Below are 26,723 nucleotides of genomic sequence, written 5' to 3'. Positions count from 1 at the left end.
ACAGCGCTAAATCGGGGTTTACTGACAGCTTGTAACAAGACTGAAGGCCCAAAGTGTATCTACCAAAATCGTTTACCCACAATTAACATTCCATATTATGAAAGCTAAACTATTGTTGCGAAGCGCCTTACTGGTTGCGGTATCAACAGCCACTTCGAGCTGGTCTGTAGCAGGCCCCTGGCAGGAACTGGCTGTTATCCGCCAACCAGAATTCTGGCAGCAACCCACGTCTGAAAAAGCCAGGGAGAAAACACTGGTACAGTTGCTAAAAGAGATCCACAAGGAGTACAAAATTGATCTGCTGTATGAAGCAAAAAAGTTACCCAATGTAAAAGTGAATTTTTCTACGGAAGGATTCAACAATGTAGAAGAGATGCTCAAAGCCCTGCTGACGCCGCATGGTTTGCAGGCCCAATCTGTTCAGCCCAATACCTGGGCCATCGTTCCGTTACCAGAAGATAAAGCTCCCCGCCCAAAGTCATCCGGCCCCGCAAAACAGGACACTAACGGCGATGAGTCTACGAACACTATGCCCATGATGAAACTCAATGGCGCTTCTGCCATGATGATCACAGGCGTAGCAGCAGACACGGTACGTAAAGTGAAAGTGACCGGCCGCATTACAGATGGAGAGAATGGAACACCATTACCCGGTGTATCCGTTCAGATCAAAGGGGAAACGCGGGGCGCCCAGGCTGATGGAGAAGGTAAATATTCGCTGGATGTTTCCACGGGTAAAACACTGGTATTTTCCCTGCTGGGGTACGAAGGGAAAGAAGTGGTTGTTGCCGGAGACCGTTCCATTGATGTAACCCTGGATGTAAGCAACCGCGCACTGAATGAAGTAGTGGTAGTGGGTTATGGTACACAACGCAAAAGCCTGGTGACCGGTGCCATTTCTTCTGTAAGAGCAGCAGATATTGCTTCTGTTTCTTCCAGCAGAATTGAACAGGCATTACAGGGACGTACAGCAGGTGTAACCGTATTACCGGTTTCCGGTTCTCCCGGAAGCGGCATGCGGGTACGGATCCGTGGTACAGGTTCCAATGGTTCTTCAGAACCCTTGTATATTATTGATGGTATGCGTGCCGGTGGCATTGAATACCTCGATCCTTCTGAAATAGCTTCCATGGAGGTTTTGAAGGACGCAGCTTCCGCAGCTATCTATGGAGCGGAAGGAGCAAACGGTGTAGTGATCATCACCACAAAATCAGGACCAAAAGACGGGTCCACCAGAGTTGATTACAGCATGCAGTACGGCCGGCAATCCATTAAGAACCCGATGAAGATGATGAATGCGGAGCAATACACCCAGTACGTAAAAGATGCCGGAACGCCCGGCACCATTCCTGATCCGGCAGCCTGGAAAGGGAAAACAGGTACAGAGTGGTTTGAAGAAATTGCACAAACAGCTCCATTACAAAGACATGCACTCACCATCAGCGGAGGTTCTGAAAAATCCTCTTACCTCATTGGCGGAACCTTGTTCCGGCAGGATGGTGTAATTGGTGGTGACCGTGCACGTTTTGATCGTTACACTGTAAGGATCAATACAGATCACAAAGTAAAACCCTGGTTAACAGTGGGCAATCGTCTTTCCTATGCTTACCATAAAAGAAATGGTGTAACGGAAGATGATGAATTTGGTTCGGTGATCAGTAATGCTATTCTGCTGGACCCCCTCATGCCTACTGTATTTACAGGGCCATTGAGCACAAGAGCGCAGAATGCATTGAACGCTGGTTTTAACCTGGTGAAAGATCCCAATGGCCGTTACTATGGTGTGTCTGATTACGTGTTTGGAGAAGCAGGTAACCCATTGGCACAAATGGCTATTACCAGGGACGGTACTGCGCAGCATAAGATAGTAGGTAGTTTGTATGCAGAAGCGGAACTCATGAAAGGATTAAAGCTTACTTCCCGCTTTGGATTGGATGCGGCATTCCTTCGCAACCATGGCTGGCATCCCACTTTCTGGTTCTCTGCTGAAAGAATGAATACAGTGCCCGGTTCTTTTGACAAGAATGAGAACTGGTACAATTGGCAGTGGGAAAACTACCTGACCTATAATAAAAAAGTTGGTCAGCATGATTTCACCGTGATGGCTGGTATGAGTTCCCTGAAGCGTGGTTACGATCGTTTGGAAGGTACTGCTTCCGGTATGTTCAAGGAAAGAGACAACTTCAGTTATCCTGATTTCATGCCGGATGACCAGGACCGTATTGCAGGTACACAAACATCTACTACCATGGTTTCTTACTATGGCCGTTTGCTGTATGATTATAAAGGCAAATATCTTTTCAATGCTACCCTTAGAAGGGATGGCTCTTCTCTTTTACCACCTGAGAATACATGGGGTACTTTCCCTTCCGTATCTGCAGGATGGATTGTTTCCAACGAAGCTTTCTTCCCCAATATCCCGCTGAACTATCTGAAGCTGAGAGCCAGCTGGGGCAGGAATGGTAGTATTGCCAATATCAATATTGGAGACTGGCAGGCATTGATCACTACACAGAATATCAGCTATCCGGATGTGAACGATAATTTCTTTGTAGGTGCAGAACCTGCCAACCTGGAGAACAGGCACCTGAAATGGGAAGCCAGTGAACAGTTTGATGTGGGAGCAGATATGGGCTTCTTCGATAACCGCCTGAGCTTTACTGTCGACTATTATAATAAGATCACAAGAGGTTTGCTTACCCCGGGCAGCGCACCTAACGTTGTAGGGAACGTACTCCGCATTGTGAATGGTGGTACAGTTTCTAACAAGGGTATTGAACTGGAACTAAGTTACCGCAACGATCAGAAAAATGCCTTCACATATGAGATCGGTGCTAACATGACCACGATTAAAAATGAGGTGACCAGCTCCAATGAGTTCGTGGACCGTATTGCAGGATCTGGTGTTGGTGTGGGTTGGACGGCTTCCTGGTTTGAAAAGGGATTACCGATCTGGTACTTCCGCGGGTATAAAACAGCCGGTATTTTCCAGAACCAGAAACAGGTGGATGATTATCTCGCAAAGACAACTATGACGGTGAACCCTAAACCCGGCGATCCTATTATTGTAGATACAGATGGTGACGGCGTGATCTCTAACAGTGATCATACCAATATTGGCAGCCCGCATCCGGATGTGATCTTTGGTGGCCGTGTAAATCTTGCCTTCAAAGGATTTGACCTGCTGGTATTTGTGCAGGGCCAGATCGGAAATGAAGTGCTGATGGGCTTCAACCGGGTAGACAGGCCAACCGGTAACCGTCCTGCTTTCTTCTATACGGACAGGTGGACAGGTGAGGGTAGTACCAATACATGGTTTGCTCCCAATACCAGCAGCGAGTTTGTATATAACAGCGACTTCATGTTATTCGATGGTTCGTATACCCGTATCCGTCAGTTACAGTTAGGGTATACTTTGCCGGCATCCTTACTGAAACGCGCAAAGATCCGCAATGCCAGGATCTATGCTTCGCTGGATAATTACTTCACATTCACCAAATACAAAGGAATGGACCCTGAAGCAGGTAGTGAAGATAATAACAGCTTAGGGATAGACAGAGGAGTATATCCTATTCCCCGTACCGCATTGGTGGGCCTTTCATTTAGTTTCTAACCAGCAAACCCAGTACAATGAAGCATTCAATTATCCGATATACATTCCTTAGCCTCACTGCCTTGTTCTTAGGCAGTGGATGTGCAAAAAGTTTCCTGGACCAGGAAATACCGGGCCGGTCTCCGGACCAGGAATTCTACGCAACAGATGCAGATGCCCAGGCTGCTACATTTGCCGCGTATGATTTCCTGCAAGCAGATTATAACTGGGGATGGGCCAGCATATTGCTGGTGAAAACTTTCCCTTCAGATGAAAGCAATGCCGGGGGCAGCGGTCCTGCTGACCAGCCTTCTTACCAGGCATTGGATAATTTCACCTTTGAATCACAGAACGAAGCTGTGTTATGGACATGGCGGGTTTGTTACTTTGGTGCTTACCGTTGCAACCAGGTGATCAACCGTGTGAAAGGGGAAACCGATCTGCAAAAACGCCTCATTGCAGAGAGTAAAGTGTTACGTGCACATTTCTATTTTGATCTCGTAGGCTTATGGGGAGATGTACCCTTAATCCTCAAGGACCTTACTTCTGCGGAATACAGCAAAATACCCCGTGCTAAAAAAGCAGAGGTGTACGCACAGATGGAAAAAGACCTGAAAGAAGCAATCCCTCTACTGCCAGTTAAATCTGCTTACCCTGCCAGTGAACGTTTCAGGGTGAGCAAAGGAGCTGCGCAGGCTTTATTGGGTAAGGTGTACCTCTATCAGCAAAAATGGCCGGAAGCTGCCGCTGCTTTTAATGATGTGATCACTTCTCATGAATACGACCTGGAAGCAGATTTTGCGAAAGTATTTTCCAATGCCGGAGAGTTTGGTATAGAAAGTGTTTTTGAAGTACCGTTCTCTTCCCGCAAAGGATTTGACTGGGGCAATTTCCCCTGGGCTACTTTCCGCCTGATAGAAAGCAATATCCATGTGCAACTGCAGGGACCCCGCAGTGATTTTTATACCAAAGCACCGAATGATTCCTTACAGGCAGGCTGGGGCTTTAATTTACCCAAACCCAAATTGTACAATGCTTACGTGGCAGCAGGAGATGTGAAAAGAAGGCAGAACACCGTAATGTCTGTTGGTGAACTTGTGGCTAACGGTGGTGCCTGGACGGCTCCAACGGCCTGGGATTATGAAGGGTTCTTCCAGCGTAAATATGGATCTTTTGAAGGGCAGACCAGTTCAGAGGGCGGTGCTGTACCTGATCTGAACTATGGGAATAATATCCGCCTGATCCGTTATGCGGATGTTTTACTCATGGCCGCCGAGGCTTATTACAGAGCTGGTAATGAAGGCCGTGCAAGGGAAGAACTGAAGAAGGTGAGGGTACGTGCAGGGCTGGGTGAGATCACTGCTACCGGCGATGCATTGTTCAATGCGATAGTCAATGAACGTTTCCTGGAACTGGCGTTTGAGGGTTTCCGTTATATGGACCTTGTGCGTTGGGGGAAAGCAGAAGCAGAACTGGGGGCTTTAGGTTATAAGGCTAATAAACATGAATTATTACCTATCCCCAATGAAGATGTGCGTATTGGGAATATTGAACAGAACAAAGGATATAATTAAGCATTTTTTGATAAAAGCGATATATCAAAAGTAGATGTTAGGAAAAAGGGCCGCCTGTTTAGGCAGCCCTTTTGTATTTTTTTTAAGGAAATCACAGTTGGTCTTTGATCAGATCGTATCTATTTCTTCCTGGCCTTTCAGGAGGAAAGCAGGAAAGGGCTGACGATGCACATATTCATCATCCGTATTAGCGGTTTGAAGGAAAAGTAATTGTGGATCATGCGTTTCCATTTTGGTAGCAGGCCTGTCTGTTTCCGGAATTGCAACCGGTTGCTGCAGGTTTCCGCACAGCATTTCACCATGACCGGTGATCAGCCATCGCAGATTCAGCTCTTCAAAATGTTTCCCGATATCTTCCAGTATATCCACACTGGGCTTTGCTCCCGGCACCCGGAACAAGCGGGCTACTTTTTCACAACTATTGTACTCAAGGGTCCTGGTGAAGGCAGTTGTAGTGAGTCCCTTGAACTGTAAAAAACTTTTTAGTCTCTTGGCGATTGGTTCCATAACTCTGTTTGTAGACTTACAAATTGAAGAGTCTAAATCCATCCGGAGAGGGTGAAGCGGAGTTCCATATTTTTTTTCTTTTTTGATTCACCCTTGGAAATCAGAAAAGCACTCTTATGTATATTATAAACATTTTCGCGCAGGCCGGCCTTTCATCGTCCAGCCCCAAAGCACCAAAATCACCTTGCAGCCTTCTATTGGGCCGCATTTGTTAATTTTTCTGAATCATTACTCCGGGAATCATAAATGGATTGTTTTAATTATTGGGTTGATATGTGTTGTAGTACCGGATCCAAATAAGTCTCATGTCTAATGTATGCATATACCGGAGGGTGAATTCTTTCACCCTCTTTTTTATGAAACATAGGCAAAGAGATATAACTCATTGAATACTATATACTTTTTGAGTAACCTAACCCCCGATCTAGAAAACTTGAGTAAACTGAAACCCGGGCCCTCTGATACCAGAGGGCTTTTTTGTGTATACAAGTGTAAAAGGAATAGCCTATGTCGACCCTATGTGAAGCCTATCTAAGATATACAAGTGTAAATAAAAAACCGTTCCAGAACGGATCTGAAACGGCCTCTTTTTATGGTTGATCAAAGGATCTGATTGTTATCTGTTAAATGTATAACAACAATAACAAACACAGACCAGGTGAAAGATATATTTGTTGGGATAAAGTATGAATATTCATTATGTAATTGAAAAGATGTTAAATGTGATGGATAATTTTATGATTTGATGGATGATCTTATCGTGGGGATTGTAAACGTATCGGCTTTTTTGTACTTTGAGAGAAGTATACGATAAGCACGTCTATTTTACTTTATGCATTACTCTACCACGTTCCGAATATTGTCCGGCATCTGTGTTGTGCTGGTTGCTGGAATATTGACCATTGGTTGCGGGAAACGCAAGCCCGTTGACTTTAGCACAGAGGTAAAACCCATCCTTAATAAACATTGTATCAGTTGCCATGGTGGTGTAAAGCAAAATGGTGGCTTTAGTGTGCTATTCCGGGAGGAAGCTTTGGGCAATACTAAAAGCGGGCATCCTGCCATTATCCCCGGCAGTGCCAAACGCAGTGAATTTATTCGCCGCCTGCACAGCAAGGATCCCAAAGAAAGAATGCCTTATAAATCGGCTCCCCTCAAAAAGGAAGAGATTGAGATCCTGACCCGCTGGGTAGAGGAAGGTGCGCAATGGGGAGAACATTGGGCCTATATTCCTCCTGAGAAGCCTAAGGATACTTCCGCGGATATCGACTTCTATATTAATACCAAACTGGAAGAAGAGGGCTTACAACCAGCTCCGCAGGCTGATAAACTCACCCTGTTACGCAGGGTTAGTCTTGATCTTACAGGTTTGCCTCCTACCGCTGCCATGCAGGCATCTTTTATGGCAGACAGCAGTGACAAGGGTTATGAAAAAGTAGTGGACAGTTTGCTGGCTTCTCCTCATTACGGAGAACGCTGGGCAGCCATGTGGCTGGACCTTGCCCGTTTTGCAGATTCCAAAGGATATGAAAAAGATGCACAACGCCAGATCTGGCGGTACAGGGATTGGGTGATCGATGCATTTAATAACGACATGCCTTATGATCAGTTCACGATAGAACAACTCGGGGGCGATCTTTTGCCGGATGCTACAGAATCACAGATAACGGCTACCGCCTTCCACCGTAACACCATGAATAATGATGAAGGCGGAACACAGGATGAAGAATTCCGTACAGCGGCTATTATTGACCGGGTGAATACTACGATGGAAGTTTTCCAGGGTACTACCATTGCCTGTGTGCAATGCCATAGCCATCCTTATGATCCATTCCGTTTTGAGGATTATTATAAACTGATGGCCTTCCTCAATAATACAAGAGATGAAGATACACCGGGAGAATATCCCACACTGCGGTTGTATGACAGTATAGGAAGGAAACAGGTGGACACGGTGATCGGCTGGATCAGCCGGCATGGCAACAAAGCGGAGGAAAAAGAAATGCATGATTTCCTGCGTACACTGGAACCTAAGATCCATGCGCATGATTGTGACGAGTTCATCAATGGTAACCTGGCAGATACCAAATATTTAGGTATCAGGAATGGTGGCAGCTGCCGTTTAAAGAATGTTCCTTTGAATGGCCGTACGCATTTATATATGTATTACTGGACCGGCAATAAAGGTAGTTCCATAGAGATACGGATAGATAGTTTGAACGGGCCTGTTATTGCCAGGCATCCTCTTCCGGACCCCAAAGGTGCCATGGTAGCAGATGTTCCTATTCCTGCTATTGAAGGAAGGCATCACCTGTATTTTATTTTTAAGAACAGTACTATCAAACCTGACCAGACAGTGTGCAGTGTGGAATGGATGGCTTTACGCGGAGACCTTCCGGGAAAAAGTGCTCCGGGTTATAAACAAATGGAAAATGCTTACTGGAGAGTAGTGAATAGTCATCCTGAAAGTGTGCCGGTGATGGTGGAAAATCCGAAAGAGATGTTCCGCGAAACCTATACTTTCGAAAGGGGTAACTGGTTAGTGAAAGGAGTGCTGGTACAACCTGATGTACCTAAAGTATTGAATCCTTTCCCTGCCAATGCACAACGCAACAGGCTGGGGCTGGGTCAGTGGATGGCCAGCAAACAGAATCCGCTTACTGCACGTGTAATGGTGAATCGTTTATGGGAACAATTGTTTGGAACAGGTATCGTGGAAACACAGGAGGATTTTGGCACGCAGGGTTTCCTGCCTTCGCATCCTGCTTTGTTGGATCATCTTGCTTACCAATTTATGAATAAACACCAATGGCGGATGAAGGCAGCTTTAAAAGAAATGGTGATGTCTGCCGCCTACCGCCGTGATTCCCGCAGCTCGCTTGAGTTGCAACAAAAAGATCCGGCCAACAGATGGCTGGCGCATGGCCCGCGTTTCCGTTTAACAGCTGAGCAGGTGCGTGACCAGGTATTGGCTGTAAGCGGATTACTGAGTGAAAAAATGCATGGCCCGAGTGTGATGCCTTATCAGCCGGAAGGGATCTGGCAGGCAGTATATAATGGGCAGCGTTGGAAACTCAGTGAGGATGGTGATCAATACAGGAGAGGTGTGTATACTTATATCCGGAGGACTAGTCCTTATCCTTCCGTTGTTACTTTTGATGGTTCCAGCAGAGAGGTATGTTTACAACGCAGGATCCGTACCAATACGCCATTGCAGGCATTGGTCACCTTAAATGATCCGGTGTTTGTAGAGGCGGCGCGTAATCTTGCGCTCTGGATGAGATCGTCTGGTGGCAAAGACCAGAAGGCATGGATCAGTGAGGGATACAAACTGGCGATGTATAAGGAGATCACACCTGCTAAACTCGCTATTCTATCTAAATTATATACACAGGCTTTCGATAAGTTTAAGGGTGATCCGGCGGCTGCAGCGTCTTTAGCAAATTGCAAAGATGATATGCCGGCGGTGGGAGAACTGGCTGCATTAACTGTAGTGGCCAATGCGATCATGAACCTGGATGAATTTTTATCAAAATCTTAATTGTCTCCATATGTCTGAGAAATTGATCAGGGAAGCAAATGAAAGAGCCGCGAAATATTTTTCACGCCGTCATTTTTTGCAGGACTTTGCTGCTGGTATTGGTGCTACGGCTCTGGGTTCTTTAATTGGAGGATGTAATATCTTTTCTTCTTCCGGGAGCCCTGCCGGTGCAGGCATGCCGCAAAGCCTGAATCCGCTGGCCCCTAAGGCTCCGCAGTTTCCTGCAAGGGCTAAGAATGTGATCTATCTGCATATGGCAGGAGCACCTTCGCAACTGGAAATGTTTGATTACAAACCAGACCTGCAAAAACTGCATAACCAGCTTTGCCCGCAATCTTTATTGCAGGGAAAGAAATTTGCGTTCATCCGTGGCGTACCTAAAATGCTGGGGCCGCAGGCGAAATTTCAGCAGTATGGAGAATCCCGCCAATGGGTATCTGATTACATGCCGCATTTTTCTACCATGGTGGATGAGGTGAGTTTTCTGAAAGGTGTACATACAGACCAGTTCAATCATGGCCCTGCGCAATTATTTATGCATACGGGCAGTGCACGTTTGGGAAGACCGAGTATCGGGGCCTGGGTAACATATGGTTTAGGGTCAGAGAACAGCAACCTGCCAGGTTTTGTGGTATTGACCTCTGGCGGCAAAACACCCGATGCCGGTAAAAGTGTTTGGGGCAGCGGTTTCCTTCCTTCTGTTTACCAGGGGGTACAATGCCGCTCCAAAGGAGATCCGGTATTATATATCACAGATCCGGAAGGGATGGACCGTGATATGCGTTACCAATCCATCCAGGCGATCAATGAAGTGAACAAACTGGAATATGAAACATTTGCGGATGCGGAAACATTGTCCCGCATTTCTCAATATGAATTGGCCTACAAGATGCAGATCTCTGTACCGGGCGTAATGGATATCAGCGATGAGCCGGAATACATTCAACAATTATATGGAACCAAACCTGGCCAGGAATCCTTTGCCAACAACTGTTTGCTGGCACGCAAACTGGTAGAGAAAGGGGTTCGTTTTGTGCAGTTGTTTGACTGGGGATGGGATGCACATGGTACAGGAGAAGATACGGCCATTGATCTGGGCATGCGTAATAAATGCACCGAGATCGACAAACCGATCACAGCTTTATTAATGGACCTGAAACAACGTGGGTTGTTAGATGAAACATTGGTAGTATGGGGTGGAGAATTTGGCCGTACGCCGATGCAGGAAAACCGTGAAGGTAAAGAAATGCCTTTCCTTGGCCGTGATCACCATGCGGAGGCATTTACGATGTGGATGGCAGGAGGTGGTATCCGTAAAGGATATACCTGGGGAGAAACAGATGAGATTGGTTTCAGTGTAGTGAAAGGAAAAGTAGCGGTGCATGATATCCATGCCACTATGCTGCAACAACTGGGGTTTGACCACGAAAAATTAATTTATAATTTCCAGGGCCGTCCATTCAGATTAACGGATGTAGAAGGGCACGTTATACATGAAATACTAGGTTGATCTATATGCATCTTGACAGAAGGAATTTTCTTAAACAATCCGCCATGCTTGGCACCGTTTCTCTTTTACCGGCATTTGCAAAAGCAGCGCATACGGCGCCTGGTTTCAAGTTGCTTATAATGGCTACCAACTGGGGTTTCCCCGGAACTATCGATGAATTCTGCAAAAAGTCAAAGGGTGCAGGATACGATGGTATTGAAGTGTGGTGGCCCAATGATGGGAAAGCGGCGGACGAACTTTTTGCAGCTCTGAAAAAGCATGAACTGGAAGTAGGTTTTTTATGTGGCGGTAACGGATCTGATTATACGAAACATGCCGAGCAGTTTGAAGCAGCTATTAATGCAGCTACCAGCCAGAAAATAAAACGCCCTGTGTATATCAATTGCCATTCCGGCAAGGATTACTTTTCTTTTGAACAGAACTGTAAACTGATAGACATGACCACACGTGTTTCACAGCTCTCCGGCATCCCGGTATACCATGAAACACATCGTTCGCGCATGTTGTTTGCAGCACATGTGGCACGCCGTTTTATAGAAGCCATGCCTGCGTTACGTTTAACGCTGGATATTTCCCACTGGTGTAATGTGCATGAGTCCCTTTTGCAGGACCAGGCAGAAACAGTGGCGATCGCTTTGTCCCGCGCAGGACATATCCATGCGCGCATAGGCCATCCGGAAGGGCCGCAGGTGAATGATCCGCGTGCGCCGGAATGGGAAGGTGTTGTAAAAGCACACTTTGCCTGGTGGGATGAGATTATAAAACATAAACAGGCTACCGGCGAAGTGCTCACTATACTTACTGAATTCGGTCCGCCGGACTACATGCCCACGTTGCCCTATACGCGTCAGCCGGTGGCTAATCAATGGGATATCAATGTGCATATGATGAAACTTTTAAAATCGCGATACGGCAAGTGATCAATTTATTACAGTCTGCTCCACAGGGGAGCTGGAGTTTATTTATAGGCCGCTTTCACCCGCTGCTGGTACATCTTCCAATAGGAATACTGATCGTAGCTTTTATCCTGGAATGGATGAGCCGCCATCGCCGCCTGGCTTTTGTGGGGGCTTCCGTATTACCGGTACTGATCTTTGGTGCAGCGTCTGCCATCGCAGCCTGTATTGCAGGTTACCTCTTATCGCTTTCCGGCGGATATGAAGAACGTGCATTAGACCTGCATATGTGGATGGGGATAGGCGTTGCCGTTATTTCCACTTTGCTTTGCGTTTTAAGAAGATATTCCATTTTCAGGAAAAGCTGGTTGTGGGTTTCCTCTGGTATGATCATCCTGCTTTCAATAGCAGGGCACCTTGGTGGCAATCTTACACATGGAGAAGATTATCTCTCTGCGGCTATGCCATTCGGTCAACGTGCTGCGGTTGCAACTGGTATTGCTAATATTGAAGAGGCGAAAGTATATGATGAACTGATCAAACCGATATTAGAACAGAAATGTATGAGCTGCCATAACGTTGGCAAGCTGAAAGGCGGGCTGCGGTTGGATAGCATGACGCATATCCTGAAAGGCGGAGAGAACGGGCCTGTGCTGAAAGACAGTATGCCGGAACTGAGTGAAATGTATAAGCGCCTGGTGCTTTCTGATAATGATGATAAACGGATGCCGCCGAAAGGCAAGCCACAACTGAGTCCTAACCAGGTAGAATTAATTTACTGGTGGATTGAGCAGGGGGCGTCTGCTACTGCGAAAGTAAAAGAGCTTCGTAAATCTCCGAGGATAGAACTGGTGCTGGAATCCATGCAACCTTCTTCAGGGCCGGGGAATCATCCTTTCCTCCCAAAAGAAGCCATCAGCAAAGCGGCTGCTTCCAAAGATGTAGATACCTTAGAGACCTTGGGCCTGAAAGTGATGCCTGTAGCGGCAGGGAATGGATTTGTGATGGTGAATGCAGTGAATGCATCCGGCTTTGATAATAAACAGGCAGCTTTGTTGCTGCCCCTGAAATCACAGATCGTATGGCTGAAATTATCCAATACGCAGGTGGGTGATTCTGCGATGAAGATCATTGCACAATTGCCTGAACTGACGCGTTTGCAATTGGAGAACACTGCGATTACAGATGCAGGTTTACAGGAACTGGCTAAATGTAAACAGTTGAAGTACCTGAACCTTGTAGGCACAAAGGTGAGTGATAAAGGACTGCTGGCTTTGCAGAAGAACAAAGGCTTGCAGGAATTATTTGTGTATAAGACGGCCGTAACAGCAGCAGTGTTTAAAGCATTCCCGGATACGAAAATAGATACGGGAGGTTATAAGATGCCGGTGTTGGAAACGGATACGATGGTGTTTAGGAAGAAGAAGTGATGTACTTCGGCTGTATGTGCATGAAAAGCCGGCGTCTGGTTTGGTGTTAAATAAACACAGGTATACATGATTCCGGAAAGCAGAGTTTGATACAGCATTAAATAACCACAGGCACATTAATATACTTCTGAAATAATCTGTCCAGCGGTTCGATGCTTTCCTGTGTGGAGGGTATCGCAGCCGCTTTTTCTTTGCAGAACGCAATCGTCTCTTTTAACCATGCATGCAGGAAAGGCACTACAGGAACAATTGTTTTTTCAGAAGCAGATTGTTTGATCTCCAGTAAACGTTCCACTTCATTCTGCCAAACCTGATCACCAACAAGTGTGCGCAGCAAGCGGAATTCCATGGGTGGCAATACTTCGTTCTCTATGATCCAAAGGCAGGCCAGGATGGACCGCAGGGCATAGAAATATCTTTTCAGTTTCACCTCGTTACCGCTGAGATCATTTTCAAAAGTACTGAGTGCTATATTCAGATAATGATGGCAACCCGGGCGGCTGGCAAAATAGACGGGCATCAGGTATTCCATTTCTTTCAGGAAAGCAGGGTCCGCTTTATAGCAGATGGGAGACTGGAGCCATTCGTATAAATGAGGATTGGATTTAAGGAAAAGCTGTAAAGCTTTGCGGATATCCCATCCGCTAACGTCCAGCACTTCATTTACAGGGAGTTCTATCACATCGCGGCGGTCGCGGATACTGAGGTAGTGCTGAATGGGGGCTGCGTAAATAAAACGCACATCATAGTCACTGTCCGTTCCGGGAAATCCCCAGGCCCGGCTGCCGGATTCGCAGGCGTATAAAATCTTTACGCCATGTTCCTGTTCAATCCGGTTTAATTGTTCTTTGATGATCTCTTCCATAGTGAAATTTATAACGCGCCCATACCTGTTACAGTATGAGCGCTATAAATTTAACTATATTGTTTGTTTTGCGGGCGATTATTCCACTTGCGGTTACTATTGTGGTGTTTCTTTTTCGCCTGTACCTGTTGGGAGGAAGACTGACGGAGGTTCACCCCTTGCGCTGATTTTACGGGAGCAGGGGACTGACTCATCGGGAATGGATGGTCTGTGACTACCGGAATGCTTTGTGCAATCAGTTTGGTGATATCCTTCAGGTAAGCCTTTTCCTCATCATCACAGAAAGAAATGGCAATACCACTGGCGCCGGCACGGCCTGTTCGTCCAATACGGTGAACATAAGTTTCCGGTACGTTGGGTATTTCAAAATTGAATACATACGCGAGGTTATCTACATCAATACCTCTTGCTGCAATATCAGTAGCAACGAGGATGCGGATCTTGCCTGCTTTAAAGTCTGTCAGTGCCCGCTGGCGGGAGTTCTGGGACTTATCACCATGAATGGCGTTGGCGGAGATATTCACTTTGTTCAGTTCTTTCGCCACTCTGTCTGCCCCGTGTTTTGTTCTGGTGAATACCAAAGCGCTGGTGATGTCCGGGTTTTTCAGCAGATGGATCAGTAAGGAACGTTTGGAGTTCTTATCTACAAAATACATGCGTTGCTCTACCTTTTCCGCTGTAGAAGAAACCGGCGTTACCGATACTTTTAAAGGGTTGGTGAGGATAGAATTGGCCAGGTGGGCAATTTCTTCCGGCATGGTAGCTGAGAAGAACAGGGTTTGGCGTTTCTCTGGTAATTTGGTGATCACTCTTTTTACATCATGAATAAAACCCATGTCCAGCATACGGTCTGCTTCATCCAGTACAAACTGGTGAATGTAACGGAGATTGATATGCCCCTGCTGCCAGAGGTCCAGTAAACGGCCTGGTGTAGCGATCAGGATGTCTGGTCCATTCCTCAGGGCTTGTACCTGTGGGCCGGCGGAAACACCACCAAAGATCACGAGGTGTTTAAGGCCGGTATGGGCACCATATTCCGAGAAGTTCTCAGCTATCTGGATAGCGAGTTCACGCGTAGGCGTTAAGATCAATGTTTTAATATGCCTGCTGGGCGTTTGCTCCGTTTGCTTTTGTTTGTATAACAATTGCAGAATGGGAATAGCAAATGCTGCGGTTTTACCGGTACCTGTTTGTGAACAGGCCAGGAGGTCTTTCTGCCCTAATACCACCGGAATGGCCTGGGACTGGATAGGCGTAGGCGTAGTATAGCCTTGTGTTTCAAGCGCACGCAAAATAGGTGCGATGAGACCTAAATTCTCGAATGACAATATGTTTTTAGTTTAAGTTTAAAATGATGCTAACAACCCTGACCTTATAAGAAGAGAAGGATGGCTAGATTGTATATCCACACATCATTTTAAGTGAACCAAATTGCGGAGGGAATTACCTTACTGCAAGGAGGGGATATAAAAATATGACGCAAAGGTACGCTTTATTGGTTAAACGAGCAAAACCCACCTTTTCTGGTGGGTTTTGTAACTGTTAAAGTATTTTAACAGATCAGTTGAAGTTGGTGGAAGTAGCCAGTTCCTGCCATGTGTTCATATCCTCTTCCAGTGCGCCTATCTTCAGTTTGGCAAACTCATAGGCATCAGGGCCGAGGAATAAATGCAGGGGAGGATTTTCCGCTTTGCTCACTTCTATCAGTACATCGATTCCTTTTTCCGGATCACCTGCCTGCTGGCCATTGATACCATTTTGGTGTTGTGCCTGTGATTCACGTACATCCTTATAGGCATCTATCGGATGAGCCGGTACTGCCAGGGAAGTGGATGTAAGGAAGTTCGTACGGAAATAACCAGGGCCAACGATCACCACTTTCACACCAAATGCTTTTACTTCTGCTGCCAGTGATTCCGTTAAACCATCCAATGCAAATTTGGTAGCGCAGTAACTGCCGAAGCCGGGGAAGTTACCAGTGAAACCCGCGATGGAAGAGATGTTGAAAATGAAACCACTGTTCTTTTCACGGAAGTGCGGCATCACGTGGCGGATCACATTCAATACACCAAATACATTCACATCAAAGTTGCTGCGCACTTCTTTGTCTGACAATTCTTCCAGGCTGCCGATGAGGCCATACCCGGCATTGTTCACTACCACATCTATACCACCTAATGTTTGGATCGTTTGCTGAATGGATTGCTGCACGCTGGCTTCATTAGCTACGTCAGACTGAATAGGCAGGAAGTTTTCATGCTCACCTACGGCACTTTTGAGGGCATCCAGTTTACGGGAAGTACCTGCTACTTTCTGACCGGCGGCGAGTAATTTTTTTACGAGTATCAGGCCAAAACCTTGTGAGGCGCCTGTAACATACCATACTTTTTGTTGTTCCATTGTAGTGTTTGTTTTGATAGAACAAAGCTACGCCGGGGAGGAACCATGGCTGTTAATGATATCAAATCAAAAATTGCAAAAATCAAACGCTGCATCAAACGCTGCGGAAAGAACGGGGGGTAAGCTGGGTTTTTTTCTTGAAAAAGTTGTTAAAGTGGGCTGGTTCCTGGAATCCCAGGCAGTAACCGATCTCGGATACATTCCAGTCTGTATGCATTAATAAAGCCTTGGCTTCCTGCACGATCCTCTCTGCAATGAGTTCTGAGGTGGATTTGCCGGTAGTGTCTTTCAGGGCCTTGTTTAAATGGTTCACGTGAACGGAGAGCTGGGATGCAAAGTCGGTTGCAGAGCGGAAATTTACCTGTTGCACAGGGGATTCTATCGGGAATTGCCTTTCCAGAAGGTCCGTGAACAGGGAAGAGATCCGGGTGGACGCATTGGAATGGGAAGGAGATACCTCTATCGGTTGCATTTTCAAACCCATGTGGATCAGCTCCATTACATAGTTCCGGCAGAGGTCCAGTTTATATTGGTAATCGGAAGCCATTTCGGCCAGCATCTTTTCAAAGATCTCTCTCACGGGGGCTACCTGTGCATCTGGTAAATACACAATGGGCTGGCCTCCGGGTTTGAAGATCGGGTACTCCTGTAATTTCAGGGTAGTGTACTGATGAAAGAAAGCCTCCGTAAAAATGCAGAATAAGCCGGACTGCTCTTCAGACAGGGGTTCGCATTGATAGGGTACCTGTGGGTTGGCAAAAAAGAGGCCGTGTGTTTCCACGTCCATGGTCTTATCTGCATAATAGTAACGGTTCCGGCCACTGACCAGGGCTATTTTGTAAAAGTCCTTACGGCTGTAAGGTAGCTGCCTGGCATGATGGCCCAGGAATTCTTCGGAATTGAACACATTGAAATGCCCATTCTCCCTTCCAAGATTAGCAGGCATCCTCAACTCCTTGGCACGGTAAAATTCTTCCAGTGACTGTATCTTTTCCATGTAACAAAATTAAGGATTGCCGGGTATTTTGACCTTTTTTCATTAATTTTTAACAGTAGGGGTGATATCCGGGCCGTTTTGGATACTATACTGTAAAACCCAAGTTCAATGGAAAACATTACAGCATTATACAGGGATACCTTTCCGGATGTTGCGCGGGTAATAAAGCAACTGGGAGGAGACCTGGAGATGGCCAAAGACCTGTTCCATGACGCCATGATCATTTACATGGAAAAAGCACCTGCGGAGATCAGGGTATCTGCCAAAGCTTACCTCATTGGCATTACACGGATACTATGGATGAAGCAGCAGAAGTTGCGCATGCGGGAACAAGTGTTTTTTTTTAAAGATTTTCATGTGCCTGAGGAAGAGCAGCCCCTGCTGGAATATTTGCGCACAGCCGGTGAAAAGTGCATGCAATTGTTACAGGCATTCTACTATGAGCAAATGGACCTCCAGGAAATGGCGGATACTTTTCATTACAGTAATGTTCGTTCGGTAACCGTGCAGAAACATAAGTGCCTGCAGAAAGTTCGTGCCACTGTTAAAAATGCAAAGCTTTATGAAGGAGCACTTAACTGAAACAGAAGCATACCTGCTGGGCAATATGCCGGAACCGGAGCGATTGCTTTTTGAAGCAAAGATGCTGGCGGACCCTGCATTACAGGAAGCCGTGCAACAGCAGCGCAGGGCCTTTCAAATGATCCGCTGGTACGGCCGCGATCTGCAAAGGAAAAGATTGTCTGCCATCTATGATGGGCTGGGCGAGGAATTCCATTTTACCATCACTTCCATATTCAAATAACATGACTATTATACCAACAGTAATTGACGGCGCCACGCGTGGTGCGTATGATATTTACAGCCTGCTCCTCAAAGAAAGGATCATTTTCCTGGGTACTGCTATTGATGAACATGTAGCCAATCTTATAGTGGCCCAACTGCTTTACCTGGACAGTGAAAATCATTATCCGATCCGGTTGTATATTAATTGTCCGGGTGGCGGTGTGTATGCCGGATTAGCCATTTACGATACCATGAAGATGTGTAAATCTCCTATCGCTACGGTTTCAGTTGGCTTTACCGGGAGTATGGGTACCTTTTTACTGAGCAGTGGTACAAAAGGACAACGGTATGCACTTTCACATACAACGGTACATATGCATCCTACAGGTGGTGGAGCAAGAGGGTATACGGAAGATGTGCGGATTGCTTACCAGGAGCAGGAGCGCTTGCAGAATCAGATCTTTTACCTCATGGGGCGTAGTTCCAATCATAAACGGGAGGAAATTGAAGAGATGTTCCGCAGGGATAAGTTTTTGAATGCGGTGGAGGCGAAGGAATATGGGTTAGTGGATGAGGTGCTGGGGGATGTGAGTGATCTGGTAACGGTAATGAGACCCTTGTTGCAGCAGGGATAACCTGTTGCTGATTTGCCGCGGTCATGAATGAATCGCGCTGCTATGAAACGATCATTAAGGATGGTTATAGATGATGACGCTGATAGAATATTCTTGCTACGGATGGTCATGTATAAACTGAAAAGCCCTTCTCTCAGACCAGTAATGTTTTCCCGTAAACGTTACAAACCCAACATGCCCGCCGGTTTCCGGTGTTTCCAGGTATAAGTAGGGATTGTTATCTGCTTCCTTGTATGGGAAACTGCCTTTGCCTAAAAAAGGATCGTCCAGTGCATTGATCAGCAAGGTGGGGATGCGGATATTTTCGAGGAATTGTTTGGAGCTGTTCCTTGCCCAGTATTCCTCAGCATCCTTGAATCCATGCATGGGAGCCGTGTACCGGTCATCGAACTGTTTAAAGTTTTTGATGATGCCGAAATTGTCCAGTGATATTTCGTTGGGATATTGTTTGGCTTTGGTTTCCAGTTTCAGGCCGAGCGAGCGGATGAAACGTTTCATGTAGATGAAGTTATGCCTTTTCTCCAGTTCAATGGAACTGTCTTTCAGATCGCAGGGAACGGAGATGGCCACGGCAGATCTTATGATAGCGGGAATAGCTGCGCCTCTTTCTCCCACATACTTGAGTGTTACATTTCCACCCAGGGAAAAGCCTACCAGGTGAATACGTTTGTAATGATGGGAGGCTTCCAGGTGTTCTATGACTGTTTGTAGATCGCCTGTTTCGCCACTGTGATAAAAGCGCAGGGCTTTGTTACTTTCTCCGCTGCAGCCTCTGAAGTTCATAGACACCGTATCATATCCTCCTTCATTAAAGATATGTACCATGCCGGTGATGTATTGCCGTTGGGAATTGCCTTCCAGGCCATGGAGGATCACTACCAGCTGATCGCTGCCTGTTTTGCTGAAATCAAGATCGAGAAAATCGTTATCCTGTGTGGAGATGCGGGTGCGGGTATAATTAGCCGGTTTGATCTTTCTGAAAAGGGAAGGAAAGATCGTTAGCAGATGGCGGTTCCTTAGGAGGATCGGCGCTTTATAATCTGGTGTTTTAATAACCGGCATATTGCAAAGGTAGCCAATATGCCGGTTATTGATTTACTGCTTCTTTCTTTCAATATTGGGCAGGAAACCTGTTAATAATCCTATTAAGGGAAGGTATGCACATACCTGGTATACATAATTAATGCTGGTACGGTCTGCCAGTTCTCCCAGCAGTGCAGATCCCACTCCGGCCATGCCAAAGGCAAATCCAAAGAACAGACCGGCAATCATGCCTACTTTCCCCGGCACCAGTTCCTGCGCATATACAAGGATGGCAGAGAACGCAGAAGAAAGGATCACACCAATGAACACACTCAGGATGGCCGTCCAGAAAAGATTGGCATGTGGCATCAGCAATGCAAAAGGTGCTACACCGAGGATGGAGATCCAGATCACATATTTTCTGCCGATACGGTCTCCCACAGGCCCTCCGATGAAAGTTCCAGCTGCAATGGCAAAGAGGAAGATGAAGAGGTATACCTGTGCACTTTGCACGGATACATTGAATTTATCGATCAGGTAGAAAGTATAATAGCTGGTAAGGCTTGCCATGTAGAAGTACTTGGAGAAGATCAGGATCATGAGGATGAACAGCGCAAAGATCACCCGGCCTCTCGATAATTTGATGGTTTCTACCTGTAGCTTTTGTTTTTTAGGTTTGATGCGATGGGTATTGCTGAGGTACCATTTGCTGATACGGAGCATTACCACAATGGCTATCAGCGCTACGATAGAAAACCAGGCGATGTGCGTTTGGCCCAAGGGCACAATGATAGCAGCAGCCAATAGCGGGCCGAGGGAACTTCCTGTATTACCTCCTACCTGGAATAAAGATTGCGCCATGCCATGCTGGCCGCCGGAAGCCATATAAGCCAGCCGGGATGCTTCAGGATGAAAAACCGCAGAGCCGATCCCGATCAATCCTACGGAAACCAATACCATGGGGAAGGTGTGTACGAAAGCCAGGCATAACAGGCCCATCAGTGTGAAAGACATACCAATGGCCAGTGAATAAGGCTGCGGCCTTTTGTCTGTATACATTCCAACCAGGGGCTGCAGAATAGATGCAGAGAGTTGGAAAGTTAAGGTGATCAATCCCACCTGCGAGAAGCTCAGGTGCAGGGAATCCTTCACCATCGGGTAGATGGCAGGAATGATAGATTGAATTGTGTCGTTCAGCAGGTGTGTAAAGCTGAGGGCCAGCAATACGGAGAATACGGTTTTTTCGGCCAGGTTCTGCGTCGCCTTTTTCTCTTCGCCTTCAAGTACAGTTTCCATTGTTGTCAGATCATCTGATGTTTAGAATTCAAAAAAATATCTCATTTCGCATGGGTGCTGATGCGGGTTGCCCACAGCAGCGCTTGTGCGGAGTCTTTATCTATAATGCTTTGCAGGAGCGACTTGTGCAGGTCCTGCGATTCCAGGAAAGGTTTGGTATCTGCGTACCTTTCACGGAAAGATTGTTTCAGGTGCGTGGCGATGGTTTTATAAAGATCTACCATGATCTCATTCTTGGATGCCATGGCTATGCTGGTATGGAAGTCGATGTCCGCCTGCATACAGGCGTCCACGTTCTGTGCTTTTGCATGTTCGCCTCTCTTTTTAAGGAAGGCCTTCATTTGTGTGATGTCGTCTTTTGTGCGGTGGAGGGCTGCTTTCTCTGCAATCTTAACTTCCAGTAACAGCCGTACTTCGTTGAGGTCCTGGAAGTGAGCGCGGTGAAAACGTTGGGCGAGGGGTTCTCCCATGGTCTGGTGAGAGATGATGAAAGTGCCCAGGCCCTGTTGCACTCTTACCAATCCTGCATTCACCAGCAGTCTTACTGCTTCACGGATAGTGGAGCGGCCTACACCAAACTGGGCCATGAGATCAGGTTCCGTGGGGAGTTGCTGGCCAATGGCATATTTGCCTGAACAGATCTGCTGCTGCAGGTGGCCGGCTACTTCGTCCGCCAGGTTTTTGCGTTTTACGTATGTTACGGGTGTAGTCATCATATCATCAGATGTTTGCAAAGCTACATTTTTTTCTGAAAGTTTATATGTGTTAATTAATTCGAAAAGGGGGGATATCTTAATCAGATATTGCATATTTTTGTAGTCCTTTAGTTATCAATTAAAATTTTGACCAATGGCATTACCTAAATTCATGATTGCAGATGATCCCGTTACAGATCCGGATAATGAATACATCTTCCATACGGAGAAACCGCGGTTCTTTGCCAAACGTGTAGAAGAAGACGAAGAGATGGCTTATATCGATATTGTGGAAGAAATTGATAACGTGGAAGAATACTTTCATGGAGAGCCGGAAAAAAAGCAGGAGTTATTAGACGAATTGGAAGACTGGTATTACTCTTACATGGAGTGGCTGGAAGAAGATGAGGATGATGATGACGATGATGAGGAATAACATTCCCTCTTGATACTTTGATTAAAATACCTGGTGAATGGATTAGTGTTCACCAGGTATTTTAGTGTTGAGGAAATTATCTATAAGCGTTAATACCTCATCGAAGTTTGTTTCCAATGCCCAGTGGCCACCATCGACCATATGGATCTCGGCATCGGGCAGGTCTCTCTTGTAACAGGGAGGTTCATTTATACTAAAGAAAACATCATACTTACCCCATATGATCAGGGCAGGTGGTTGGTGAGTACGGAAGTATTCCTGGAAGACCGGGAACATTTTAATATTATCCCTATAATCACAGTTCAACTCAAACTGCATTTCACGGTTACCGGGCCGTTTAATGAAAGCCCAGTCAAGCATCCACAATTCAGGACTCACGGTGGGTAATAATTCTTCAGGTAAGCCCCAGGTATATTGGCCCTTCACACCTTTTGCACTAATGAATTCGGAGAGTTTTTTCTTCTTTTCAGCTGTGGGGTTTTCCCAGTATTCTTTATACTCATCCCATTCCGGGCCAATCCCTTCCTCATATGCATTGCCGTTTTGGACAATGATCCGCTCTATCTTTTCCGGATGGTTCACGCACATTCGGAGGCCAATAACAGATCCGTAGTCATGGAGAAAGATAGTAAAGCGTTTCAGGTTGATGGCATCCGTGAATTTATCCATGTATGCTGCTATATTCCTGAAGGTATATTCAAAGAATTCCCTGTCCGGGAAGGCACTGAACCCAAATCCGGGGAAATCCGGCGCAACGAGATAAAACCTGTCCGATAGTGCTGTCATCAGATTTTTAAACATGATCGATGTAGTGGGGAATCCAGGGAGCAGTAGTAATGCCGGATTCTTTTTGTCTCCGGCTTCCCGGTAGAAAATATCAATGCCGTCAACTTTAACTGTTTTATTTAAAATTTGCCTTGACATATTTCCGTTATTTGTTGAGCTATATAGTTAGGTGAGATGGCGCAACCACCATTTTTCACAGCGGTTGCGCCCGGGTATTTTCAATTTTCAAGATGGATTTTCTTATTTCTTTTTGGCAGCCCGTTTAGCAGTTGCTCTTTTAGCGGTGGCTTTCTTTGCAGTTGCTTTCTTGCCGGTTGCTCTTTTAGCTGTAGCTTTCTTTGCAGTTGCCCTTTTAGCTGTAGCTCTTTTTCCTGTCGCTTTTTTAGCCGTAGCTTTTTTGCTTGTTGCTTTCTTCGCCGTTGCCTTTTTACCTGTTGCTTTTTTGCCAGTTGCTTTTTTTGCAGTGGCCTTTTTAGCCACCGCTTTTTTACCAGTAGCTTTCTTCGCTGCAGCTTTCTTTGGGACCTTGGCTCCTTCTTCTCTTGCTTCAGACAATCCGATTGCAATAGCCTGTTTACGGCTGGTTACTTTCGGGCCTTTCTTGCTACCACTCCTCAGTTTCCCTTCATGCATTTCGTGCATGGCCCTTTCCACCTTGTCTCCTGCTTTTTTTGAATACTTTGCCATGATACTTTTTTTAATGGGTTTATAAATAAAAACATTTAAAACATCCAGCAAATTATACTCCACTTCATTTTTCTTCGTTTTCATGGTTGTTACTGTTTAAGTGTAGAAATATTACCCCAATAGTTTGAGAAATGCCCCCAATACCGAATTCACATAATACAGCTGCACTTCCTTTGCCGTACCTTTTCCTTCCTGCATTTTTCCGGACGCGATCACTTTGTCTTTCTGCGCGATGGCATAATAGGCAAACAACTGATTGCCTGATTCCGGAACGGGCGTAGCATATCCGGTAATGCTGATACCCCAGTGGCTGGAGAATAATTGCGTAACATTTACGGCCATTTCAGCCGCTACTTTCCCATCTGCACAGTTACAGCGGGCAGCATGGATGGGTTCAATATGTAGTTGTCTTGCTTTCTGGCCAAGGTTATAGGCCGTGAGACCACCCTGGAAGAAATGAAGGGCATCGTCTGCGCTTGAGAGGGCAAACTGCAACAATCCAGAGGTAACACTTTCCGCTACAGCAACGGTTTGTTGATGCTGCAACAGGTAATCTTTGATCAGCCTGATCTTTTCTTCGTTAAATTCCATGGTGGGCACAATTCACCATATAAGGCTAAAATATTGTGCCAAAGGGTTTGCTTAGCCGCAATGGCCCAGCGCGAGATAGATAATAATGAAGACCACCACCGTACCAAGACAACCACCACCTAATTTCTTTGCGCCATATCCGGCAATCAATGCTCTGATAAATTTGTTCATGGGTTACAGTTTGTACCCTAATTTACTGAATTTTTGCGCAGGTTAAAAATAAACCCGCCCATCAGCATCCTGCCTGGTTGTGAAGGCATGAGGTAATCTGTATGATCGGTGATATTATCTACCGTGAAACGGAGGGTTAACATATCGCGGAACAATGTTTTCTGAATGGAGGCATTCAGGAGCGTATATCCGTTCACAAATACATCGTACCGATCGATGTATCCGTTATTGTCGATGTCCAGGAAACCATACTTACCTCTGTATCCGGCACGTACAGAAGCTGAGAGGCCCCAGGGTTTGTATGCGTAATATGCCTGTACATTGAACATGTGTTTACTTCTGTTGGGTAATCCAAAGTAATCACTGCTGCGGGCGGGGCGGATACCTTCAGGGCTTCTTACGGTGGTATGGCCAATGTTATCTTCCATCTCCCTGTTTTTAGCAATGAGGTATTGGTAACCTGCGCTCAGTACTAAATGTTTCAGCGGGCTGTATTTGATACCAGCTTCCACACCGCTGGTATAAATATCTTTCAGGTTGAAATAGGAAAAGATCTGTTGTCCGTTTTTACTGATCCCCACCTGTTCCGTATTTATGAGGTTATCGATCTTGTTGTAGAAACCGTTAACGTCCAGCTCCACTGTTTTAGCGAAAGAGAATTTAGCGCCCAAATTGAATGAGGTGGAAGTTTCCGGTTCCAGGTCACGGATGCCGGCAGCATTGGCCCATACCTGTTGTACGAGCCCTGCCTTTTGCAGTTCTGCTATTTTCTCTTCAAAATTATTGGCGCCGATCACCGTGTATCCCTGTGTGATATTGGTGAACACCTGGTACATCTGCGCATAGGTAGGAGATTTAAAACCTCTGCCCAAAGAAGTTTTGATCTTTACCCAGGCAGCAGGAGACCAGGTGGCACCAAGACTAGGATTCAACTTCCCGCCATATACATTATTCCCATCGTACCGTAATCCGGCAATGAAACTATAGGCGGGTTTGGGATTATAATTCAGTTGCGCATAACCGAAGTAGTTATACATGTTATAGATCATTTGCTGATGGTCTCCTCCCAGGCCCCCGGTGAAAGCGAGTTTCCCAGGGAGCAGGTCTTTTGCTGCCTGTATTTCCAGGCGGTTGATCACCTGCGAGAAAACATTCCGCTGTAGTTCCTTTCCGGTTTCCACAATATGTACCGCCTGTTCTGTTTTATAGTGGGTGATATAGTAACGGCTTAATAAACGCCAGCCGTTTTTTAAATTGGTGTTGAGTGAAAGGGCGGTATTGAAATCTTTTTCATCCAGCAGATCGGAAAAGGGCTGGGCACCATAGGAACGGTCCATTACAGAATGCCGGTCTGCCAGCCTGCTGCTGAGGTAGAGGGAACTTTTATCACTTAGTTTATAATGCGCACGCCCCTGCAGGTTAATGCTGTGATAGGGAGGAGATGTCTGCCCTTCTTTTAGGTATTGGGTGTTGACGTTGAAACCCTCTGTTTTATAATAATTACCGGAGATGTTCACGGAGCCGCGGGTAAAAGGAGCTTCTCCCTGCAGGGTGGCATCCAGTGTATTATAAGTACCATATAGCAGGCTGGCAGTAGCCTGCGGATCTGTAACCGTTTGTTTGGTGATAATATTGATCACGCCCCCCATGGCTTCACTTCCATATAAACTACTGGCGGCGCCTTTGATCACTTCTATCCTTTCAATATCCGATACACTGATGCGGGAGAGATCAAAGTTGCCATTGAAACGGCCTGTCATGGGCTGGCCATTAATGAGTATCAGGATGTATTCAGAACTGAACCCCTGCATTTGTATGCCCAGGCTGCGGTTCCCCGAACCGAGGTCATTTACCATAGCCATGCCCGTTTGTTCACGTAATACTTCATCCAGTCTGCGGCTGCCCATCATCCGGATGGTTTTTTTATCAATGATGGTAATGGGATTCGCTACCTTTTTTATATCGATCACATCATCCTGCTTTTTATATAATTGATGGGTGATGGTAACGGTTTGAAGGGACTTAATGTTGGTATCTTGCGCCTGAGCGGTAACAACAGGGAATAATAGTAGCAGGATGATCCTTTTCATAAAAAGCAAAGTTCCGCTTTCCGCTACACCTGCTACGGAGAAAAGCTTACCTGAGAAGGAGAAGCAAGCCCTCAGATGCGGAAAAGAATTTACCACATCCGGAAACATTTTATGCGCAAACATCCGATGGCAAAGGATTGTATATTCCTGCGCTTTCAATTGTAATCTGCGTGCAATATTTTCCAGCGGGAATGACATAATATTGCCGTATAGTA

The 26,723-nt window shown here is 46.1% G+C and carries 22 protein-coding genes; 10 read left to right on the top strand and 12 right to left on the bottom strand.

Annotation, left to right across the window (positions count from 1 at the left end; translation table 11 throughout):
- Nucleotides 1–97 precede the first annotated feature (97 nt).
- On the top strand, nucleotides 98–3,613 hold the full coding sequence (locus AAHN97_RS22520) for a SusC/RagA family TonB-linked outer membrane protein (protein WP_343304354.1): 3,516 nt from the start codon (nucleotides 98–100) through the stop codon (nucleotides 3,611–3,613).
- Nucleotides 3,614–3,630: 17 nt separating this feature from the next.
- Entirely contained in the window at nucleotides 3,631–5,166 is a 1,536-nt protein-coding gene (locus tag AAHN97_RS22515; RefSeq protein ID WP_343304353.1) for a RagB/SusD family nutrient uptake outer membrane protein, read from the top strand.
- Between the two features lie 108 nt (nucleotides 5,167–5,274).
- Here the strand turns inward: AAHN97_RS22515 and AAHN97_RS22510 are convergent, their stop codons facing one another.
- On the bottom strand, nucleotides 5,275–5,673 hold the full coding sequence (locus AAHN97_RS22510; protein ID WP_343304352.1) for a hypothetical protein: 399 nt from the start codon (nucleotides 5,671–5,673) through the stop codon (nucleotides 5,275–5,277).
- A gap of 832 nt (nucleotides 5,674–6,505) precedes the next feature.
- On the opposite strand from AAHN97_RS22510, the gene AAHN97_RS22505 reads away from it, so the two are divergent.
- Genes AAHN97_RS22505 through AAHN97_RS22490 form a run of 4 tightly spaced genes read left to right on the top strand, consistent with a single transcriptional unit; the run spans nucleotide 6,506 to nucleotide 13,050 of the window.
- Nucleotides 6,506–9,214 carry a DUF1553 domain-containing protein gene (locus AAHN97_RS22505; protein ID WP_343304351.1) on the top strand — a complete coding sequence of 903 codons (2,709 nt, stop codon included), beginning with the start codon at nucleotides 6,506–6,508 and terminating at the stop codon, nucleotides 9,212–9,214.
- Between the two features lie 10 nt (nucleotides 9,215–9,224).
- Nucleotides 9,225–10,724 carry a DUF1501 domain-containing protein gene (locus tag AAHN97_RS22500; protein ID WP_343304350.1) on the top strand — a complete coding sequence of 500 codons (1,500 nt, stop codon included), beginning with the start codon at nucleotides 9,225–9,227 and terminating at the stop codon, nucleotides 10,722–10,724.
- 44 nt (nucleotides 10,725–10,768) lie between these two features.
- The gene (locus AAHN97_RS22495; protein WP_343304349.1) at nucleotides 10,769–11,644 is read left to right on the top strand and encodes a sugar phosphate isomerase/epimerase family protein; all 876 of its coding nucleotides are present in this window, start codon (nucleotides 10,769–10,771) and stop codon (nucleotides 11,642–11,644) included.
- Nucleotides 11,641–13,050 carry a c-type cytochrome domain-containing protein gene (locus AAHN97_RS22490; protein ID WP_343304348.1) on the top strand — a complete coding sequence of 470 codons (1,410 nt, stop codon included), beginning with the start codon at nucleotides 11,641–11,643 and terminating at the stop codon, nucleotides 13,048–13,050. Before AAHN97_RS22495 ends, AAHN97_RS22490 begins: the two co-directional genes overlap by 4 nt.
- A gap of 97 nt (nucleotides 13,051–13,147) precedes the next feature.
- Here AAHN97_RS22490 and AAHN97_RS22485 read toward each other — a convergent pair whose 3' ends face one another.
- The 4 genes from AAHN97_RS22485 to AAHN97_RS22470 all read right to left on the bottom strand — a co-directional run bounded on the left by AAHN97_RS22485 (nucleotide 13,148) and on the right by AAHN97_RS22470 (nucleotide 17,312).
- A complete protein-coding gene (locus AAHN97_RS22485) occupies nucleotides 13,148–13,915 on the bottom strand; it encodes a nucleotidyltransferase domain-containing protein (protein ID WP_343304347.1) in 768 nt (255 codons plus the stop codon).
- A 50-nt stretch (nucleotides 13,916–13,965) separates the two neighbouring features.
- Nucleotides 13,966–15,243 (bottom strand): DEAD/DEAH box helicase, encoded by a 1,278-nt coding sequence (locus tag AAHN97_RS22480; protein WP_343304346.1) that lies wholly within the window; start codon nucleotides 15,241–15,243, stop codon nucleotides 13,966–13,968.
- A 232-nt stretch (nucleotides 15,244–15,475) separates the two neighbouring features.
- The gene (locus AAHN97_RS22475; RefSeq protein ID WP_343304345.1) at nucleotides 15,476–16,315 is read right to left on the bottom strand and encodes an SDR family oxidoreductase; all 840 of its coding nucleotides are present in this window, start codon (nucleotides 16,313–16,315) and stop codon (nucleotides 15,476–15,478) included.
- Between the two features lie 94 nt (nucleotides 16,316–16,409).
- The gene (locus AAHN97_RS22470) at nucleotides 16,410–17,312 is read right to left on the bottom strand and encodes a helix-turn-helix domain-containing protein (RefSeq protein WP_343304344.1); all 903 of its coding nucleotides are present in this window, start codon (nucleotides 17,310–17,312) and stop codon (nucleotides 16,410–16,412) included.
- A gap of 108 nt (nucleotides 17,313–17,420) precedes the next feature.
- Between AAHN97_RS22470 and AAHN97_RS22465 the strand changes: the two genes are divergently transcribed.
- From AAHN97_RS22465 to AAHN97_RS22455, 3 genes are read left to right on the top strand one after another with little or no spacing between them, the layout of a single operon-like run.
- Nucleotides 17,421–17,894, top strand: a complete 474-nt coding sequence (locus AAHN97_RS22465; protein WP_343304343.1) for an RNA polymerase sigma factor — start codon at nucleotides 17,421–17,423, stop codon at nucleotides 17,892–17,894.
- Nucleotides 17,875–18,117: a hypothetical protein gene (locus AAHN97_RS22460; protein ID WP_343304342.1), complete on the top strand. Its 243-nt coding sequence runs from the start codon at nucleotides 17,875–17,877 to the stop codon at nucleotides 18,115–18,117. Before AAHN97_RS22465 ends, AAHN97_RS22460 begins: the two co-directional genes overlap by 20 nt.
- A gap of 1 nt (nucleotide 18,118) precedes the next feature.
- Nucleotides 18,119–18,733: a ClpP family protease gene (locus AAHN97_RS22455; protein WP_343304341.1), complete on the top strand. Its 615-nt coding sequence runs from the start codon at nucleotides 18,119–18,121 to the stop codon at nucleotides 18,731–18,733.
- Between the two features lie 96 nt (nucleotides 18,734–18,829).
- On the opposite strand, the gene AAHN97_RS22450 is transcribed toward AAHN97_RS22455, so the two are convergent.
- The 3 genes from AAHN97_RS22450 to AAHN97_RS22440 are packed head-to-tail and all read right to left on the bottom strand — an operon-like array spanning nucleotide 18,830 to nucleotide 21,768.
- A complete protein-coding gene (locus AAHN97_RS22450; protein ID WP_343304340.1) occupies nucleotides 18,830–19,795 on the bottom strand; it encodes a YheT family hydrolase in 966 nt (321 codons plus the stop codon).
- Nucleotides 19,796–19,828: 33 nt separating this feature from the next.
- Nucleotides 19,829–21,052: an MFS transporter gene (locus AAHN97_RS22445; protein ID WP_343304339.1), complete on the bottom strand. Its 1,224-nt coding sequence runs from the start codon at nucleotides 21,050–21,052 to the stop codon at nucleotides 19,829–19,831.
- A 41-nt stretch (nucleotides 21,053–21,093) separates the two neighbouring features.
- Nucleotides 21,094–21,768 carry a FadR/GntR family transcriptional regulator gene (locus AAHN97_RS22440; protein ID WP_343304338.1) on the bottom strand — a complete coding sequence of 225 codons (675 nt, stop codon included), beginning with the start codon at nucleotides 21,766–21,768 and terminating at the stop codon, nucleotides 21,094–21,096.
- A gap of 133 nt (nucleotides 21,769–21,901) precedes the next feature.
- On the opposite strand from AAHN97_RS22440, the gene AAHN97_RS22435 reads away from it, so the two are divergent.
- The gene (locus AAHN97_RS22435) at nucleotides 21,902–22,183 is read left to right on the top strand and encodes a hypothetical protein (protein ID WP_343304337.1); all 282 of its coding nucleotides are present in this window, start codon (nucleotides 21,902–21,904) and stop codon (nucleotides 22,181–22,183) included.
- A gap of 42 nt (nucleotides 22,184–22,225) precedes the next feature.
- Here AAHN97_RS22435 and AAHN97_RS22430 read toward each other — a convergent pair whose 3' ends face one another.
- From AAHN97_RS22430 to AAHN97_RS22415, 4 genes are all read right to left on the bottom strand, one after another.
- Nucleotides 22,226–23,107: an alpha/beta fold hydrolase gene (locus tag AAHN97_RS22430; RefSeq protein ID WP_343304336.1), complete on the bottom strand. Its 882-nt coding sequence runs from the start codon at nucleotides 23,105–23,107 to the stop codon at nucleotides 22,226–22,228.
- 102 nt (nucleotides 23,108–23,209) lie between these two features.
- On the bottom strand, nucleotides 23,210–23,740 hold the full coding sequence (locus AAHN97_RS22425; RefSeq protein WP_343304335.1) for a DUF6496 domain-containing protein: 531 nt from the start codon (nucleotides 23,738–23,740) through the stop codon (nucleotides 23,210–23,212).
- A gap of 27 nt (nucleotides 23,741–23,767) precedes the next feature.
- The gene (locus AAHN97_RS22420; protein WP_343304334.1) at nucleotides 23,768–24,247 is read right to left on the bottom strand and encodes a CinA family protein; all 480 of its coding nucleotides are present in this window, start codon (nucleotides 24,245–24,247) and stop codon (nucleotides 23,768–23,770) included.
- 188 nt (nucleotides 24,248–24,435) lie between these two features.
- Complete coding sequence (locus AAHN97_RS22415) at nucleotides 24,436–26,706, bottom strand: TonB-dependent receptor plug domain-containing protein (protein WP_343304332.1); 2,271 nt, start codon at nucleotides 26,704–26,706, stop codon at nucleotides 24,436–24,438.
- Nucleotides 26,707–26,723: the final 17 nt, after the last annotated feature.

This window comes from Chitinophaga niabensis (genome assembly GCF_039545795.1).
GTDB classification, from domain to species: Bacteria; Bacteroidota; Bacteroidia; order Chitinophagales; family Chitinophagaceae; genus Chitinophaga; species Chitinophaga niabensis_B.
The sequence above is the reverse complement of the archived record's forward strand: the minus strand, read 5'-3'. Positions and strand labels throughout refer to the sequence as shown.